17 protein-coding genes are annotated in these 15,946 nt (G+C 71.9%); 11 read left to right on the forward strand and 6 right to left on the reverse strand.

Annotated elements, in window-relative coordinates; all coding sequences use genetic code 11:
- The 3 genes from RWP81_RS06635 to RWP81_RS06645 all read right to left on the reverse strand — a co-directional run.
- Positions 1–360, reverse strand: a 360-nt coding sequence (locus RWP81_RS06635) for an alpha/beta hydrolase (protein ID WP_314453850.1), incomplete at its 3' end; no start/stop codon positions are given.
- A 255-nt stretch (positions 361–615) separates the two neighbouring features.
- Entirely contained in the window at positions 616–1,992 is a 1,377-nt protein-coding gene (locus tag RWP81_RS06640) for an amidohydrolase family protein (protein WP_314453853.1), read from the reverse strand.
- A gap of 219 nt (positions 1,993–2,211) precedes the next feature.
- Positions 2,212–3,162, reverse strand: a complete 951-nt coding sequence (locus RWP81_RS06645) for an alpha/beta hydrolase (protein WP_314453856.1) — start codon at positions 3,160–3,162, stop codon at positions 2,212–2,214.
- A 196-nt stretch (positions 3,163–3,358) separates the two neighbouring features.
- Here RWP81_RS06645 and RWP81_RS06650 point away from each other — a divergent pair, with 196 nt between their 5' ends.
- Complete coding sequence (locus tag RWP81_RS06650) at positions 3,359–3,844, forward strand: pyridoxamine 5'-phosphate oxidase family protein (RefSeq protein WP_314453858.1); 486 nt, start codon at positions 3,359–3,361, stop codon at positions 3,842–3,844.
- A gap of 174 nt (positions 3,845–4,018) precedes the next feature.
- Entirely contained in the window at positions 4,019–4,726 is a 708-nt protein-coding gene (locus tag RWP81_RS06655) for an SDR family oxidoreductase (protein ID WP_314453861.1), read from the forward strand.
- Between the two features lie 136 nt (positions 4,727–4,862).
- Here RWP81_RS06655 and RWP81_RS06660 read toward each other — a convergent pair whose 3' ends face one another.
- Together RWP81_RS06660 and aqpZ are read right to left on the reverse strand one after the other, a co-directional pair.
- Positions 4,863–5,573, reverse strand: coding sequence for a TetR/AcrR family transcriptional regulator C-terminal domain-containing protein (locus RWP81_RS06660; protein WP_314453863.1), 711 nt, complete (start codon positions 5,571–5,573; stop codon positions 4,863–4,865).
- A gap of 200 nt (positions 5,574–5,773) precedes the next feature.
- Positions 5,774–6,589 (reverse strand): aquaporin Z, encoded by an 816-nt coding sequence (gene aqpZ, locus RWP81_RS06665; RefSeq protein WP_314453865.1) that lies wholly within the window; start codon positions 6,587–6,589, stop codon positions 5,774–5,776.
- A gap of 321 nt (positions 6,590–6,910) precedes the next feature.
- Between aqpZ and RWP81_RS06670 the strand changes: the two genes are divergently transcribed.
- Genes RWP81_RS06670 through RWP81_RS06695 form a run of 6 tightly spaced genes read left to right on the forward strand, consistent with a single transcriptional unit; the run spans position 6,911 to position 9,821 of the window.
- Positions 6,911–7,387 carry an Asp23/Gls24 family envelope stress response protein gene (locus RWP81_RS06670; protein WP_314453867.1) on the forward strand — a complete coding sequence of 159 codons (477 nt, stop codon included), beginning with the start codon at positions 6,911–6,913 and terminating at the stop codon, positions 7,385–7,387.
- Complete coding sequence (locus RWP81_RS06675) at positions 7,384–7,572, forward strand: DUF2273 domain-containing protein (RefSeq protein WP_055959752.1); 189 nt, start codon at positions 7,384–7,386, stop codon at positions 7,570–7,572. The genes RWP81_RS06670 and RWP81_RS06675 overlap by 4 nt, the downstream gene beginning before the upstream one ends.
- On the forward strand, positions 7,569–7,958 hold the full coding sequence (locus RWP81_RS06680; RefSeq protein WP_314453872.1) for a hypothetical protein: 390 nt from the start codon (positions 7,569–7,571) through the stop codon (positions 7,956–7,958). Before RWP81_RS06675 ends, RWP81_RS06680 begins: the two co-directional genes overlap by 4 nt.
- Complete coding sequence (locus RWP81_RS06685; RefSeq protein ID WP_314453874.1) at positions 7,958–8,539, forward strand: DUF6286 domain-containing protein; 582 nt, start codon at positions 7,958–7,960, stop codon at positions 8,537–8,539. The genes RWP81_RS06680 and RWP81_RS06685 overlap by 1 nt, the downstream gene beginning before the upstream one ends.
- Entirely contained in the window at positions 8,536–9,123 is a 588-nt protein-coding gene (locus tag RWP81_RS06690) for a hypothetical protein (RefSeq protein WP_314453877.1), read from the forward strand. Before RWP81_RS06685 ends, RWP81_RS06690 begins: the two co-directional genes overlap by 4 nt.
- A gap of 11 nt (positions 9,124–9,134) precedes the next feature.
- Positions 9,135–9,821, forward strand: coding sequence for an Asp23/Gls24 family envelope stress response protein (locus RWP81_RS06695; RefSeq protein ID WP_314453880.1), 687 nt, complete (start codon positions 9,135–9,137; stop codon positions 9,819–9,821).
- 21 nt (positions 9,822–9,842) lie between these two features.
- Here the strand turns inward: RWP81_RS06695 and RWP81_RS06700 are convergent, their stop codons facing one another.
- Positions 9,843–10,865 carry a methylenetetrahydrofolate reductase C-terminal domain-containing protein gene (locus tag RWP81_RS06700; RefSeq protein ID WP_314453883.1) on the reverse strand — a complete coding sequence of 341 codons (1,023 nt, stop codon included), beginning with the start codon at positions 10,863–10,865 and terminating at the stop codon, positions 9,843–9,845.
- A 107-nt stretch (positions 10,866–10,972) separates the two neighbouring features.
- On the opposite strand from RWP81_RS06700, the gene RWP81_RS06705 reads away from it, so the two are divergent.
- From RWP81_RS06705 to RWP81_RS06715, 3 genes are all read left to right on the forward strand, one after another.
- Positions 10,973–11,587 carry a pyridoxamine 5'-phosphate oxidase family protein gene (locus RWP81_RS06705; protein ID WP_314453886.1) on the forward strand — a complete coding sequence of 205 codons (615 nt, stop codon included), beginning with the start codon at positions 10,973–10,975 and terminating at the stop codon, positions 11,585–11,587.
- Between the two features lie 3 nt (positions 11,588–11,590).
- Positions 11,591–12,424, forward strand: a complete 834-nt coding sequence (locus RWP81_RS06710; protein ID WP_314453888.1) for an FAD binding domain-containing protein — start codon at positions 11,591–11,593, stop codon at positions 12,422–12,424.
- 211 nt (positions 12,425–12,635) lie between these two features.
- Positions 12,636–15,803 (forward strand): molybdopterin cofactor-binding domain-containing protein, encoded by a 3,168-nt coding sequence (locus tag RWP81_RS06715; RefSeq protein WP_314453891.1) that lies wholly within the window; start codon positions 12,636–12,638, stop codon positions 15,801–15,803.
- The last annotated feature ends 143 nt before the right edge of the window (positions 15,804–15,946 follow it).

Genomic DNA, 15,946 nt, shown 5'->3' on the forward strand with positions numbered 1-15,946 from the left:
GGGCGAGGCGAACGTGACCACCGCACGGACGAGGTCGGGCATCGCCGCGGCGCACGCGAGGGCGTGCGGTCCGCCGCCGGACGCTCCGACCGAGACGACGGATGCCACGCCCAGCTCGTCGAGCACCGGCTCGATCCCCGCGGCGACGTCGGCGACCGTGCGGCCCGGCACCCGCGGGGAGCCGGCGTAGGCGGGGCGGGCGATCGAGACGACGGCGAGACCGCGGGCGTCCGCCGCCTGCTGCACCGGGGGGAGGATCGCCCCGGTCTGCGGCGAACCGTGATGCCACAGCAGCACGTCGCGTCCGGCGATGTCGTCGTGGGACGTGTGGACGTGGAGCCCCGCGATGGTCCTGTGCATGCGCCCTACGCTGGCACGGCCGCTCCGCGAGCGCGAGGGCGCGACCCGAGCCTGGCGGGGCGGATGGGCGGACGCGGAAGTACATCGAGTGGCCAGGAAACCCGAGCGACGTCGGCATCCCGTCCGGGTGTCGTGGACACGCGCTCATGCGCGCCAGCCGGGGTAAGAGACGTCGAGTGTCCACAACACGCCGCCCCGGCGCGCGAGGCGCGGCGTGTACTGGACGCTCGACCGGCGGCAGGGCGCGCCGTCGGGTTACAAGATGACGCCGAACTCCTCCGCCAGCGCGGGCAGTTCCTCGTGCAGCACGCGCGAGGCCTCCGCCGCGAGGGGGTTGGTCGAGACGCCGCGGTCGTTGACGAGCTTTCCGCCGACGTAGACCTGCTGCAGGTTGCGCAGGCCGCACGCGAGCACGTAGCTGCGCACGGGGTTCCACAGCGGGCCGATGTCGGGGGTGCGCGGGTCGACCACGACGAAGTCGGCGAGCTTGCCCACCTCGAGGCTGCCGACGCGGTCGTCGACGCCCATGATCTCGGCTCCCCCAAGGGTGTGCAGGCGCAGCACCCGCTCGGGCATCATCGACAGCGGGTCGTGGGTGCGGGCGCGCTGCATGAACATGCCCATGCGCATGTTCTGCCAGGGGTCGGCGACATCGGTGCAGGCCTGGTCGTCGAGGCCCATTCCGACCTTCATGCCCTGGTCGAGCATCTCGGGCACGTGGGCGATCCCCGATGCGAGACGCCCATTGGATGCCGGCTGCCACGACATCGACGCGCCGCCGGCGGCGGCATCCGCGATGATCTCGGGCGTGGTCTGGATGAAGTGTCCGAACATCATGCCGGGGCGCAGGGCTCCGGCGTTCTTGTACAGCTGGAACTTCGTCTGCTGGTGCTCGATCGCCTCGTACGTCTCGAGGAAGTGCGCCTGGTTGGTGACGCCGAAGCGGTCCATGACGGCGACCTCGATCTCGGCGGCGTCGGGCCGCGTCGACCACTGCACCTGGCCCATGATCGATGCGCCGAGGGCGATGTCGGGGTCCATCGAGAGCACGTGGTCGAGGGACGCCTCGAACCGGGCGAAGATCTCCTCGTCGGTACCGACGGTGGCATCCAGGGCGATGGAGTCGACGAAGCGGAGTCCCGCGTCATGGCATCCGTCCGCCTGGCGGGTGTGCCATGCGTGGTCGCGGAGCTGCCCGCCCCCGTCGGCGCGCTTGCCCTCGACCATCGGCTCCCACGGCAGGAGCGGGTCGGTGAAGTTGTAGGCCGTCGTCACGCCGTTGGCGAGGAAATCGAGCGAGCCGTGCAGGGTCGCCCAGTAGATCTGCTCGGGCGAGGCGTTGTTGAGCACGCTGAACATCGAGGTGCACCAGCCGTAGAGCGTCTGGTCGACACCGAGTCCGCGCGAGCCGCTCGTGAACAGGTGGCTGTGCGACGACACGAAGCCGGGGGCGACGAACTTGCCGTCGACGTCGAGGATCTCGTCGGCGGTCGTGCCCGGGGCGGGGTCGCCGGCGCCGATCGCGGTGATGCGTCCGTCCTCGACGAGCAGGTACCCGCGCTCGATGTAACCGGGGTCGTCGGTGCCCGCGGGGACCGTGATGAGACGTGCGTTCGTGACCAGGAGCGACATGTTGATGACGGTAACAATGGCGTGTTTCCGCAGTGTTCCGGGTGGGTGGCGGGCTGTTTGCGGGGAACCTCGTCCCACTTCTGGCGGTGCGTGTCCCGAAAAACGCCGGTTGGGAGCCACCGCACCCGCCGCAAGTGGGACGAGGGTCCAGCGGGGCAACGGGGCAACGGGGCAACGGGGCAACGGGGCAACGGGGCAGCGGGGCAGCGGGGCAGCGGATCAGTCGAACGCCGCGCGCACGGCCGGCGCGATCTGCGCGAGCACCTCGTCGCGCGCGGGCGTCGAGGGGAACACCAGGAAGAGGTGCGGCACACCCTCGCGACGCACGAACGTCGTCGCGACCCCGGATGCCGCAAGGCGGCCGGCGTACTCCTCGGCTTCGTCCGAGAGCGGGTCGACGGATGCCGCGACGATCACGGCCCGCGCGGATCCGGCGAGGTCGGCCGCGCGCAGCGGCGCCGCCTCCACGGGCACGAAGCCCCCGGCATCCGGAACGTACAACCCCCAGTACCACTGCATCCCCCGGGCGGTCAGCGGCAGGTTCTCGGTGTGGGCGCGGTAGCTGGGGCGCTCGGGGTCGGGGGCGTCGAGCACGGGGCACAGCAGAACCTGGCACCGGATGCCGGGAGCCCGACCGTCGCGCGAGCGCAGTGCGAGGGACGCTGCGAGGTTGCCGCCCGCGCTGTGCCCGGCGACGCCGAGGAGCGCCGGGTCGACAAGCCCGTCCGCACCGTCGGCGGCGAATCGCAGCGCGCGCTCGAGGTCTTCGAGACCGGCGGGGAAGGGGTGCTCGGGCGCGAGGCGGTAGTCGACGCTGAGCACCTGGGTGCCGGTGGTCGCCGCGAGCGCGCGGCAGAGGGCGTCGTTGTTGTCGAGGTCGCCGGCGACCCACCCGCCGCCGTGGGCGAAGACGAGCGTCCCGCGGTGTCCGGCGCGCGGACGGTAGAGGCGCAGGGCGAGGCCGTCGGCATCCAGGTCGATCGACTCGATCGTCTCGTCGTCGGGACTGCGGACCCACGACGGGTTCGCACGCAGCACGGCGACACGAGCGGCGTCATCGCCGTCGGCATCCGTCGCTCCGGAGGGGATCGTGCCCGCTCGCGCGGCGAGTGGCGCGAGGTGCGCGCGCACGGCGGGGTCGGTGATCGCGGGGTGCACGGCGTCGGTCACGGTTCTCCTGCGCGTCGAGTGTCCAGAACACGCCGCATGGTGGCGACCTGGTGCGGCGTGTCTTGGACACTCGACGGGCAGGCGACGGCGGCGGTGGTCCCGAGCGTAGGCGGCGGCGCGACCGACCCCGACCGCCGCCGCGCAAGCGTAACGGCGCGGAAACACGGGCGTCGATCGAGGCCCCGACGATGAGTCGATGACGACTCCCGAGAAGCGCGCTGCCGCGATCCTCGCCGCCCAGTACTTCGTCGTGATCGGCACGGCCGACGCCGACGGGCCGTGGACAGCGGCCGCGCAGTACCGTCTCCTCCCCCGCGGGCTGTACGTGGAGTCCGACGTGTCGTCGCGCCACGCGCGCGCGATCGCGGCGTCGGGCGTGGCATCCGGTGTCGTCTACGACTCCTCGGCCGCGGTGTCCGATGCCGATGGGGTGCAGCTGGCGTTCCGGGCGCGGGAGGTGGATGCCGCGGCGTCGGCGATCCGCGAGGTGCTGGCCGCACGGCTGCCGCGCGATGCCGGCGACGACGATCCGGCCGCGATCCTCGCGGTGCCGACGAAGCGCCTGTACGCCCTCGAGGTCGTGCGGGCATTCGTCTTCGACCGCGATTCCTGGCGCACGCGGGGCACCGACGCGCGCCTGGAGGTCGACGCGGCGGAGGTGTGGGCGCTGCTCGCACGCTGACCCCGGGCCCAACCCCTGCCGAGTGTCCGGAATACGCCGTAGCCGGTCGGCGCCGACGGCGTGCCGCCCGCAGGCGCACACTTCACGCCGCGGAAACACGGGCGTCTCCCGCGCGTGCGCCGTGCCGCGTACGGTGACGCCGAGGGCGCACCCGACGCCCGCAGAAGGGATGCCATGCCGCAGCGTGTCATCGTCACGGGAGGCTCGGGCGGCATCGGCGCCGCCATCGTCGCCCGCTTCGTCGCCGACGGCGCCCGCGTCGCGGTGCTCGATCGTCGCCCGCCCGCCGAGGACTCGGCATCCACGTTCTTCGCCGTCGACCTGCGCGACCCGCTCGACACCCGTCGTGCCGTGGGCGAAGCGGTGGAGGCCCTCGAAGGAGTGGATGTGCTGGTGAACTGCGCGGGAGTGTTCCAGCACCTGCCGCTGCTCGATATCAGCATCGACGACTGGGATCTCGTGCTCGACGTCAACGCCCGCGCCACCCTGGTGACGATGCAGGCGGTGGCGCCGGTCATGCTGCAGGCGCACGGCGGCGCGATCGTCAACATCGCCAGCATGGCCGCGAAACAGGGCGGCGGAGGCGAGGGCCATTACGCCGCATCGAAGGCCGCGGTCGTTGCGCTCACCCGCGCCGGAGCACAGGAGTGGGGATGCCACGGCGTCACGGTCAACGCCGTTTGCCCCGGCTATGTGCTCACCGACATGGGCGCCGACACGCGGTCGGAGGCCGACGTCGTCGCGTGGAGCGCCAAGTCGCCGCTCGGGCGACTCGGGGTGCCGGAAGACGTCGCGGGGGTGACGTACTTCCTCGCCTCACCCGCCGGTGGCTACCTGACCGGGCAGGCGATCAACGTCACCGGCGGCATGATCATGCACTGAGCTTCGCGGCCCCTTGCGCTCGTTGCGCTGTGCGTGTCGCCCGTCGCCCGAAAAACGCGATCCGCGCGAAGAAACGCGTCGTCCACACGTTTCCTCGCGCGGATGCCGTTTCTCGACGGGTCGAGGGACGCCGGCGTCACTGCGAGAGCTGGCGATCGAGGCGATCGAGCAGCGCCTCGAGAGACTCCTCGAACTCGTCTTCGGCATGGTTCTCGCTCAGCATGCCCCGCAACCGGAGGACGTGCGGCGAACCGACCAGGCTCATCGACCCGTCGCCCTGCGGGATGTCCGCTCCGCCCTCGTCGAGAGGCTCGTCGGCGGGTGAGGTCTCGGCGCCGCGCACCGCGGACTCGAGCAGCAGGTTGCCCAGGAGGAAGCTGCTGAACGAACGGTAGGCGCCGACGGCCTGATCGTCGGTGAATCCGAAGTCGATGAGGGTGGCGAGGAAGATCTCGACGACCTCGATGCTGCGCAGCGGGGGGCGCAACCAGGGGGCGGCCGGATGCCGGGTGGCGATGAGGGGGAAGGCCTTGGGGTGCTCCACCGCGATGCGCCGCACCTCGTGCGCGGTGACCTGCAGGAATCGCTGCCACTGGTCGCCGGTGGCCTCCGACAGCGCGTCGGTGAGGCCGCTCATCAGCAGCTCGACGACGCCCTCGAGGAGGTCCTCGCGGCCGTTGACGTAGCGGTACAGCGACATCGCCTCGACGCGCAGCTCCTTTCCGAGATTGCGCATCGACAGGCCGTTCAGCCCCTCACGGTCGATGAGCTCAAGCGCCGAGGCCACGATGGACTCCCGGGTGAGTCGAGGGGCGGAGGCCCGGTCCGCATCGATCTGCTCGTCCATGTCCCTCTCCTCTTCACGTAGAGCTTCCATGGTGGGCCTCCGCGCGGGGGGAGGACGCCTGGTTGCGCGCTGCTGTTGCGATGCGGTACCCCGCGGGCGGCACGACCGGGAGGGCGCCGATCGCCGGGAGAGAGGGTCCCGGGGACACCCCGATGAGCCCCCAGACCCAGCCCGTCACCACCCCGGGGAGAGGCGCTCGCTCAGGAACCGACGACCCGTCGCCCGAGCACGCGGACGATCAGACCCGCGACCGCCGCACCCGCGAGAGGGGCGACGATGAACACCCACACCTGCGACACCGGCAGCGCGCCGCCGTAGACGGTGGTAGCGATGGAGCGAGCGGGGTTCACGCTGGTGTTGCTGATCGGAATGCTGGTGAGGTGGATGAGGGTGAGCGTTAGACCGATGCCGATCGGCGCGAAGGTCGCGTACTCCTTCTTCGCGGTGACCGACAGGATCACGGCGATGAAGATTCCCGCGAGGACCGCCTCGGCGACGAACACCGCGGCCAGTCCATAGCCGCCGGGACTCCCCTCGCCGAAACCGTTCGAAGCGAAACCCGCCTGCTGCGCTGTCGAGAAGCCGTCGGGACGCCCGCTCAGCACGAGAGCGATGACGCTCGTCGCCAGGATGCCGCCGACGAGCTGCGACAGGATGTAGCCGGGGACGTGGCGCGCGTCGGTGCGACCGGCCACGAGGAGTCCGAGCGTGACGGCGGGATTGAAGTGACCACCGCTGATATGGCCCACCGCCGCGATGCCGGCCACGAGCGTCAGCCCGAACGCCAGCGCGACGCCGAGGAAGCCGACGCCGGCCTGATTGTTGTCGGCACTGGGGAAGTTGGCGGCGAAGAGCGCAGTTCCCACCCCACCCAGAACCAGCAGGAACGTGCCGAAGGCCTCGGCGCCGTACCTCGCCATCGAAGACCATTGGCGTGCATCCTGCTGACGCTGCTCGACGGTCGAATCGGCGACCCGGACGGGTTCGCTTTTCGTCTCCTGCTTCTTCTTACCCATGGCGGTGGTGACTCCTTTCGATGGCCGGCCGAGCGCCGGCGTCGCCCTGTGGACGTCGGCGGACGGTCGATCGTCACGCGCGACGTGAGAGGCCGGACACTGCCGTCACCCGTCCAGCGTGGCGGTGTCGAATGGCGGCGCCGGCGGATTGACACCCGCGCCACCAGGGGGATATACGCCGTAAGCCTATTCGTCTCAATACATATCTGGGCGCGCTGCGCAACCCCCGCGTGACGAAAGGCAGGCCCGGTACGTCTTGATCCTGCAGGCGATCGCGCCGCCCCGGCACCCCCGGGTAACCCCGTCGAAAAGGAACCGCTCATGGCTGACAACGCCACCACCCCCGCTGCGCAGAACGTCCCCCAGGCGGCATCCCGCGTCAACCGTCCGCTGTCCGGACGCGGCCAGGAGGCTCACGCCGCCGGCTCGACCCACATCGCCGACGGCGTCGTGGGCAAGGTCGCCGGTATCGCGGCCCGTGAGGTCACCGGCGTCTACGCCCTGGGCGGCGGCGGAGCCCGTGCGCTGGGCGCGATCCGCGACGCGATCAACGCCACCGACCTGACGCAGGGCGTCAAGGTCGAGGTCGGCGAGACCCAGGCCGCGGTCGATGTCACGATCGTCGTCGAGTACGGCGCGCAGATCCAGGATGTCGCCGAGCAGGTCCGCTCGCGCGTCGCCGGTGCGATCAGCCACCTCGTCGGCCTCGAGGTCGTCGAGGTCAACGTCGACGTCAACGACGTGCACATCCCGGGCGACGACGACAACGACGACGACGACGAGAAGCGCGTCCGTTGACCCCCATCACCACCGGCGCACTCTTCGGACTCATCCTCGCGCTGAGCGCCCTGATCTTCGGCTTCGGGGGATTCGTCCTCGTCGCCCTCTTCATGGCGATCGGTGCGGTCGTCGCCCGCGTCGCCTCGGGTGAGCTCGACTTCCGCAACATCATCAACGCCTTCACGGGTCGGAGCACCTCGTGACCACCGTCACTCCCGTCCGGCCCGGCGACCGCACCGCGGTTGCCGGGCCCGGGCTGCCCCCGGGCCGGGTCGAGGTCGCCGACCGCGTCCTCGAGAAGACCGCGCAGCGGGTGGCGGCGGAGGTGATCGGGGTGGATGCCAAGGGCATCGACATCGACATCGCATCCGGTCGCGACAGCGCCGTGATCCGCGTTCGTGCGCCGTTCCCGGTTCCGCGCCTCGACGACGCCGCGGCCGTCCGTGCTGCGACTCCCGTCCTCGAAGCCGCTCGTACGGCCCAGAGCGAGCTGCGTTCGCGCCTGACCCGGCTGTTCGGCCGTGAGATCTCGCGTGTGGACCTGACCATCTCGGGCGCTACCGCCCCCCAGCGAAAGCGAGTGCTGTGATGACTGACGCTGTGCTCCGCACCGTCGTGCGCCGCGAGACCCACTCGCCCCGCACCGTGGCCATGCTCGTGGTGGTCGTGCTGCTGCTGCTCGTCCTGGCGTACGCCGCGGTCGAGATCATCCTGAACCTCGTCGGCGCGCAGCCGCTGCTGGTCGCCCCGGGCGAGGCTCTGAACGCCGTCGTGACGGCGCCCACGGCCCTCATGCCGGTCGCGTTCATCGTCGGCGGTGTCGTGCTGGCCGTCGTGGGCCTGATCGTGCTCGTCCTAGCCCTCAAGCCGGGCCGCCTGTCGCGTCACGAGATGGAGTGGGGAGAGCGTGCCGTCGTCGTCGACAACGGCGTCGTGGCATCCGCCATCGCCCAGCACCTCAGCAACGAGTCCGGCATCGCCCGTGACGACATCGTGGTGGGCGTCGCCCACCGCTCGGTCGATGTGACCGTGCGTCCCCCGTTCGGCATCCCGGTCGATGAGGCGCAGCTGCGCCGCATCGTCGACGAGGAGGTCGCCGCCTACAAGCTGACGCCCGCCGTGCGTTCCCACGTGCGCGTGGAGCGTCCCGACACCAAGGAGTCCCGATGAATGCGACGCGTCGCGGTCTGAACCGCTTCGTCCTCTTCCTCGTCGCCGTGGCGCTGCTGGCCGCGGGTGCCCTCGCCCTCGCCGTGGGCCTGGTGCCCGGCGGGACCGACACCTGGACCACCGTCATGGGCGGTTTCCAGGGCTGGGTCGAATCCCTTGGACGCGAGTCCGCCGGCTGGGGTGCCGTCGCCGCCTTCGTGGTGCTGGCGATCATCCTCATCGTCATCGCCTCCTCCGCCGTCCGCGGACGGCGCCACGCGCCCCTGCAGTCCACCGGCAGCGCCAGCGCCGAAGGCCGCATCACGGTCTCCGACGGTTTCGCCTCGGAGGCGCTGAAGAACGCCCTCGCCGAGCGCGACGAAATCCTCTCCTCCCGCGTCACCGCGGGGGAGATCAACCGGGAGTCGGTGCTGCACGTCGCGGTCACCCCGCGCCAGAACACCTCGCCCCGCCAGGTCGCCGAGCACGTCGACACCCTCGTGACCAACCTGGCCGCGCTCACCGGACAGAACCTCCGCGCCTACATCTCCATCCACACGGGTCTGCGCGCCAAACTCGCGCGCGACAACACCCGCGTGAACTGACAGGACACGACATGACGAACGATTCGATCTCGTCCCCCTCCGCTGCGTCGCAGCCCGTGCCGGTGGACCTCGCCCGCGCGGTCGCAGACGCCGTCGCGCACGTCGAGGGCGTTCACGCGCTCGGCAGCCTGGTCGAGCGCGCCTCCGACGCGGTGCGTCAGCGCGTCGGGCTCGCGGCCGGCGTCGCCGGTGTCACGGTCGACCGGGGCCGGGATGGACAAGTCACCAGCGCGGTGTCGATCATCGTCGACTACCCGCACAAGCTGCATGAGGTCACCGACGCGGTGCGCGCCGCGGCACGACACGCCCTCGACGGACTCGGCTCGGGCCGCGTCGACGTCGACGTCACGGTGACCGGCGTATGGGGTCCCTTCGACACCGATCCGGTCGCCGAGGCCGAGGAAGCTCTCGACGACGCCGCCGGTGCGGCGTCCGACGCCGCGGCCGGGTCCACGGACGCGGACGACGCGGAAGGCACCGACGTCGACGAGCGGAGCAGCGCGGATACGGATGCTCGCGCCGAACGCCGCCGACGCTCCGAGCCCGTCACGGCGTCCGAGAGCGCGGCCGCGTCCGCACCCGCGTCCGCGGATCACGACGCGCAGGACGCCGTCGCCGACGCGCTGGCCGACGTCGCCGAGACGGTGGCTCACGCTGCGGAAGAACTTCGGGATCGTCCCGACTCTCCCCGCCCCTGAGCAACCGGGGCGGCGGGGCGCTCAGCGCACGCGCCGCGCGACCTCCGCGAGCGCCTCCGCGAACGACTCCTCGGCGCCCTCGCGGCCGCCCGACAGGTTGACGCCGACGACGCCGGGGAGCGCGAGCATCTCCTCGGCGAGGGCAACGGCGAGGGCGATCCCCTCGGCCCGCGGATCGCGCGCGTCGCGGATGCGACCGAGGAACCCGTCGGGCAGCACGAGCGTGGTGAACGACTCCAGCAGGTCGGCCGACGCCTGGTCGACGACGACCGGGATGCACGGGATGAAACGGATGCCGTCGCCCACCTCGTCGATGAACCGGCGCACGGGCTCCGCCCCGCCGGCGTGGTTGACGAAACAGACGTCGGCACCGGCGCGCAGCTTCTCGCGCAGGCGCGCCGCGCGTCGCTCGACGGGAGGGGCAGCCGGTGATGCCGCGACCGAGACGACGTGACCCGCCGCGCGCGCCAGGGCCGTGGCCTCGGTGGAGTCGAGGTCGAAGACGGCCGCGGCGTCGGGGCGGTGCCCGCTGCGGGTGTGATCGCCGGTCACGCAGTGCACCCCGGACACTCCCTCGACGGCGAGGGCTTCGAGCTCGCCCTCGATCGCGACGCGGTTGCGGTCGCGCATGTTCAGCCCGCTCCAGACGCGCAGCCCCCGCCGCTGCAGCAGGTGCGCGCGGTACGCGGGTGGGAACTGCACCCGGGCGCTTCCCGCGTCGCCGGCGAGGACGGCATCCACTTCTCCCGACAGCACGGCGGCGCACGCGTCGATGGATGCCACGCTCAGCGCCCGCGCGGGAAGGTCGGCCACCACCCACGCTCTCGTGCCGAGCGCGGCGAGGGTGTCGGCTGCCGCGGACGTGCGCGCAGACGGCGGCACGATCGTCTTCCGATCCACCCCGGTCCACGGCACGGTCGGGCTGTGCAGGAAGGCGCAGCGGTGGGAGGCGTCGATCTCGCACGAGCCGTCGAAGCCGACACCTCCGCACGGGCCGTACTCCATGTGCTTGGGGCACGCGTCGATGAGGGGCAGCAGGGTCATGCCCGGAGTGTAGGGAGCACGTGTTTCGGCCGATGTTCATAGCGGCAACATCGTGGAAACGCGCACTCCTTACGCTCGGCGGTACCCGCAGCCTCTCGGAGGTCACCATGATCACTGCCGGAACGTCGTTCGGTTCCGACGTCGACGATATCGACGCGCTCGTCGAGGACCCTCTCGCACTGCTGGTGCGCTGGCTCCCCGCTCACGACAGCGAGCTGCGCCCTCTCGCGGCGCTCTCGACCATCGGTCGCGACGGCATCCCCTCGCTCCGACACGTGCTCGTGAGCGACCGGGATGCCACGGGCCTGTACTTCCACACCGACTCCGCCAGCGAGAAGGTCGCCGAGATCGCGGCGAACCCCGTCGCCGCCCTGTCGGTGGCCTGGCCCGAGGTAGGTCGGCAGCTGGTGGTGCGGGGTATCGTCGAGCGCGTGAGCACCGCCTCCGCCGCCGAGGTCTACCGTCAGCGGTCACGGTACCTGCAGCTGCTGGCGTGGCTGAACACGAACGACAACGCCCGCCTGCCGGCCTACGACCGCCGGCACCTGTGGGCCGAGTTCGACGAAGCGCACCCGACGCTCGATCCTCCCGAGCGCTGGGCCGGGTTCCGGGTCCGCCCCCTGACGCTGACGTTCTGGCGCGGCGACCTGCTCGGTCAGAGCGTCCGACAGCAGTACACGCTCGCCGACGGCCGCTGGTCGGGCCGGATCCTGGCGGGCTGACGCGTGGACATCACCACCGTCACCTCGTTCCGCTCCGCCCGCACACGTAACGACCTCACCCTCGGCCCCGGTGAAGTCGTCATCGCCGGGGGGACCTGGCTCATGAGCGAGCCGCAGCCCGGGACGACCGGGTTCGTCGACCTCACGACCCTCGGCTGGCCCGACATCGAGATCACCGACGAGGGCCTGCGGATCGGCGCGACCTGCACGATCGCGCGCCTGCTCGCGTGGGTCGAACGCGACGCGCCCGCGGCGTGGACCTCGCTCTCGCTCGCCCGTCCCTCCGCCGATGCGCTGCTGGCATCCTTCAAGATCTGGAACACCGCCACCGTCGGCGGCAACGTCTGCCAGGCATTCGCCGCGGGGGCGATGATCGCAATGCTCTCGACCCTGGATGCCACGGCGCTGATCTGGACGCCCGACGGTGGCGAGCGCCGGATCACGGTCGCCGACCTCGTCATCGACAACGCCGCGACATCTCTCGCCCCCGGCGAAGTGGTGCGTGCCCTCGACATCCCGGCCCATGCGCTGCACGCCCGCGTCGGCCTGCGCAAGATCGCCCTGGCCGAGCTCGGCCGATCGGGCGCGGTCGTCACCGCCCGGGTCGATCCCGACGGCGCCGCCGTGTTCGTGGTGACCGCGGCGGTGCGCCGACCCCGGGTCCTCCGCTTCGGGCGCATCCCAGGGGCGGGCGAGCTGCGGGATGCCGTGGCCAGCGCCACCGATTTCTACACCGACCCGCTGGGCAGCGCCGACTGGCGTCGCGGCGTGAGCGTGGTGCTCGCCGAGCGGGTGCGCCAGGGTCTGGCGCGTGAACGGCAGGAGGGCGCCGCGTGATCGCCGCGCCGGCTGGGCGAGCCCCGGTCCGCACCGTACCGGTCGACGCTGCGCGACCCGTCACTCCCCTCGACCCGCCCCGCGCCGCGCCGAACTCCGGAGAAAGCACCGCCGCGCGACCGATTCCGCCGCGCACCCCGACCCGCCACGACACGATCACCGGAGAACGGCCCGCCGGGCGCCCCGACGTTCTCCGCCGAGGAGCCCGCACGTGAGATTCGAGATCAACGGCATCCCCGTCGACGCGGAGCCGAGGCCGGGCCAGAGTGCGCGCACGCTCCTGCGCGAGACGGGCCATGTCGAGGTGAAGAAGGGATGCGACGCGGGCGACTGCGGCGCGTGCTCGGTGCTGCTGGACGGCGCGCCGACCCACTCGTGCATTGTTCCGGCCATGCGCCTGGACGGACGCGCGATCACCACCGCCGCGGGACTCGCGCCCGGCGACGAGCTGCATCCCGTGCAGGAGGCTCTGGCAACCGGTTTCGGTTTCCAGTGCGGCTTCTGCTCGCCGGGGATGAGCGTGACCGCGTCGACCCTGAACGCCGCCGACCTCGACGATCTCGACCGGCGCATGAAGGGCAACCTCTGCCGCTGCACGGGCTACCGCCCGATCCGCGAGGCGATCCGAGCGTCGGTGCTGGGCCCGGTGCGCGAGACGGGTGCGGGGTGCGCGACGGATGCCGTCGACCCGGCGGGTACGTGCGGCGAGGACTCGACCGGCACCCGCACCGCCGGATCGGTCGATGCGGGTGGCGCCGGGGGCTGCGGCGGCGGCTGCGGCGGGCATGTCGCGTCTGAGCTCTCGGCAGCTCCTCGCACACCTCCGGCGGATCTGCACGAGTCCTCCCCTCCCGTCCCGGAAGGCCCGGTTCTGCAGGAGTCGTGCACGCTCGACGCAGCCGCCACCGGCCGCGTCGGCACCTCGGCGATCCCCGAGGCCGCGCGGCGCATCGTCCAGGGCCGCGAACCGTTCACGTTCGACGAGCCCGCGCCCGGGGGCCCGCCGCTCGTGCTGCGGGTGGTGGTCTCCCCTCACGCGCACGCGCGGATCGTGTCGATCGACACCGCGGCCGCCCTCGCGGTGCGGGGGGTCGTCGCGGTCTTCACCCACCGCGACGTGCCCGACGTGCGGTACTCGACGGGCCGTCACGAGCACCGCACCGACGATCCCGACGACACGCGCATGCTCGACGACGTCGTGCGCCACGTCGGTCAGCGCGTGGTCGCGGTGGTCGGCGAGACGGCGGAGGCTGCGGATGCCGGATGCCGCGCGGTCGTCGTGGAGTACGACGTGCTGCCCGCGGTGTTCGACCCCGAGGAGGCGCGCCGCCCGGGGGCTCCGCTGCTGCACCCCGACCGCACGCCCGAGGAGCGGGTGATGGCGGCCGGGCGCAACGTCGTCGCCGGGTTCCACACCGGTCACGGCGGCGACATCGACGCCGCGCTCGCGGCCAGCCACACCACCGTCACCGGCGAGTGGCGTTCCTCACGCGTCACCCACGCGGCGATCGAGACGCACGGCGCCGTCGGGTGGCTCGACGACGATGGACGCCTCGTCATCCGATCGTCCACGCAGGTGCCCTTCCTCGCACGCGACGAGCTCGCCCACATCTTCGGCCTCGAGCGCGATCGCGTCCGCGTGTTCGCCGCGCGGGTCGGCGGGGGCTTCGGCGGCAAGCAGGAGCTGTTCACCGAAGACCTCACGGCGCTGGCCGTGCTGACGCTCGGACGCCCGGTGGCATACGAGTTCTCGCGCACCGACCAGTTCGTGCGGGCATCGCTGCGGCATCCGATGCGCGTGCGCGTGACCCTCGGATCGGATGCCGGGGGCACCCTCACCGCGATGAAGCTCGACGTGCTCAGCGACACCGGCGCGTACGGCAACCACGCGATCGGAGTGCTGTTCCACTCGTGCGCCGAGTCGACGACGCTGTACCGGGTGCCGGTGAAGTGGATCGACGCCGAAGCCGTGTACACGAACAACTCGCCGTCGGGGGCGTTCCGCGGCTACGGGCTCGGACAGGTGGTGTTCGCAGTCGAATCGGCCCTCGACGCCCTCGCGGTCGAGCTCGGTGTCGACCCGTTCGACCTCCGCCGCATCAACGCCGTGCGCGAGAGAGACCCGCTGCATCCGGACGACGACGAAAAGTACGAGGAAGACCTGATCTGGGGCAGTTACGGCCTCGACCAGTGCCTCGACCTCGCCGAGGGCGCCCTGCGTCGCGGCAACGGCGTCGCGGCCCCCGACGGCTGGCTGGTCGGCGAGGGGATGGCAGCGTCCATGATCGCGACCATGGCCCCGCGCGGCCACATCGCGCACACCACCGCGACGCTGCGTCCCGACGGCACGTACCTGCTGCGCGTGGGCACGGCCGAGTTCGGCAACGGCACCTCGACCGTGCACCGGCAGATCGCCGCGACCGTGCTGGATGCCCCGCTCGACCGTCTCGAGCTGTGGGCCGCCGACACCGACGCGGTGCGGCACGACACCGGCGCCTTCGCCTCCGCCGGCACCGTCGTGGCCGGCAAGGCTCTCTTCGGCGCGTGCACGGCTCTGCGGCGGCGGATGGTCGAGATCGCGACGGAGTTGGCGGGAGGGGATGCGGCGGGGCCTGCGGCATCCGACGCCGGCGCCGGCTCGGGCGGTGCGGCATCCACCGGGACGGCGGGCGGTGGCGCGGGCGAGGCACCGGTGGTGCGCGGCGACGCGGGGCGTGCGCGATCCTCAACGGGCGGTCGCGCGGTCGACGCGGCGGTACGCGGCGACGCGGGGTCCGCGGCATCCCCTCCCGGAAACCTCGGCGCGGAACTCGTTGCATCCGGAGTCCGCGTGGGGGACGAGATCGTGACGTGGGAGCGGATCATCGCCGCGGCCCCCGCCGGGTATCTGACGGCCGAGGGGCTGACCGCCGACGGCGCCGAGTTCGGCGACTTCCGCTCGCTCGCCTTCAACGTGCACGCGGCGCGCGTGGCTGTGGACCCCGAGACGGGCACGGTGAAGGTTCTGCAGTCGATCCAGTCCGCCGACGCCGGCGTCGTCATCAATCCCGCTCAGTGCCGCGGGCAGATCGAGGGCGGCGCGGCCCAGGGCCTCGGCGGGGCGCTGTACGAAGAGGTGTACATCGAGGATGGGGTGGTGCAGAACCCGGTGTTCCGCACGTACCGCGTGCCCCAGTTCGCGGACGTGCCCGACACCGAGGTGTACTTCGCCGAGACCGACGACACACTGGGTCCGTTCGGGGCGAAATCGATGAGCGAGTCGCCGTACAACCCCGTGGGCGCGGCGATCGGCAACGCCGTGTCGCGGGCTCTCGGACGCCGCGGATACGAGCTGCCGTTCTCGCGCGATCGGGTGTGGAGGTTGGCCGGCGGGGTGTGAGCGCGTTCGCGCGGGCGGAGCCGCGCGTGGCGGCGCTGCGCGCGCGCGGACAGCGGGACGGCGAGGTGCGCGAGGGGCCCCGACGAGATTCGGGCGCATTTCGTGCGTTGGGGCGGGCGAGACCCGCCCCAAGGGGCAGATTC

This window comes from uncultured Microbacterium sp., from assembly GCF_963521695.1.
GTDB lineage: Bacteria > Actinomycetota > Actinomycetes > Actinomycetales > Microbacteriaceae > Microbacterium.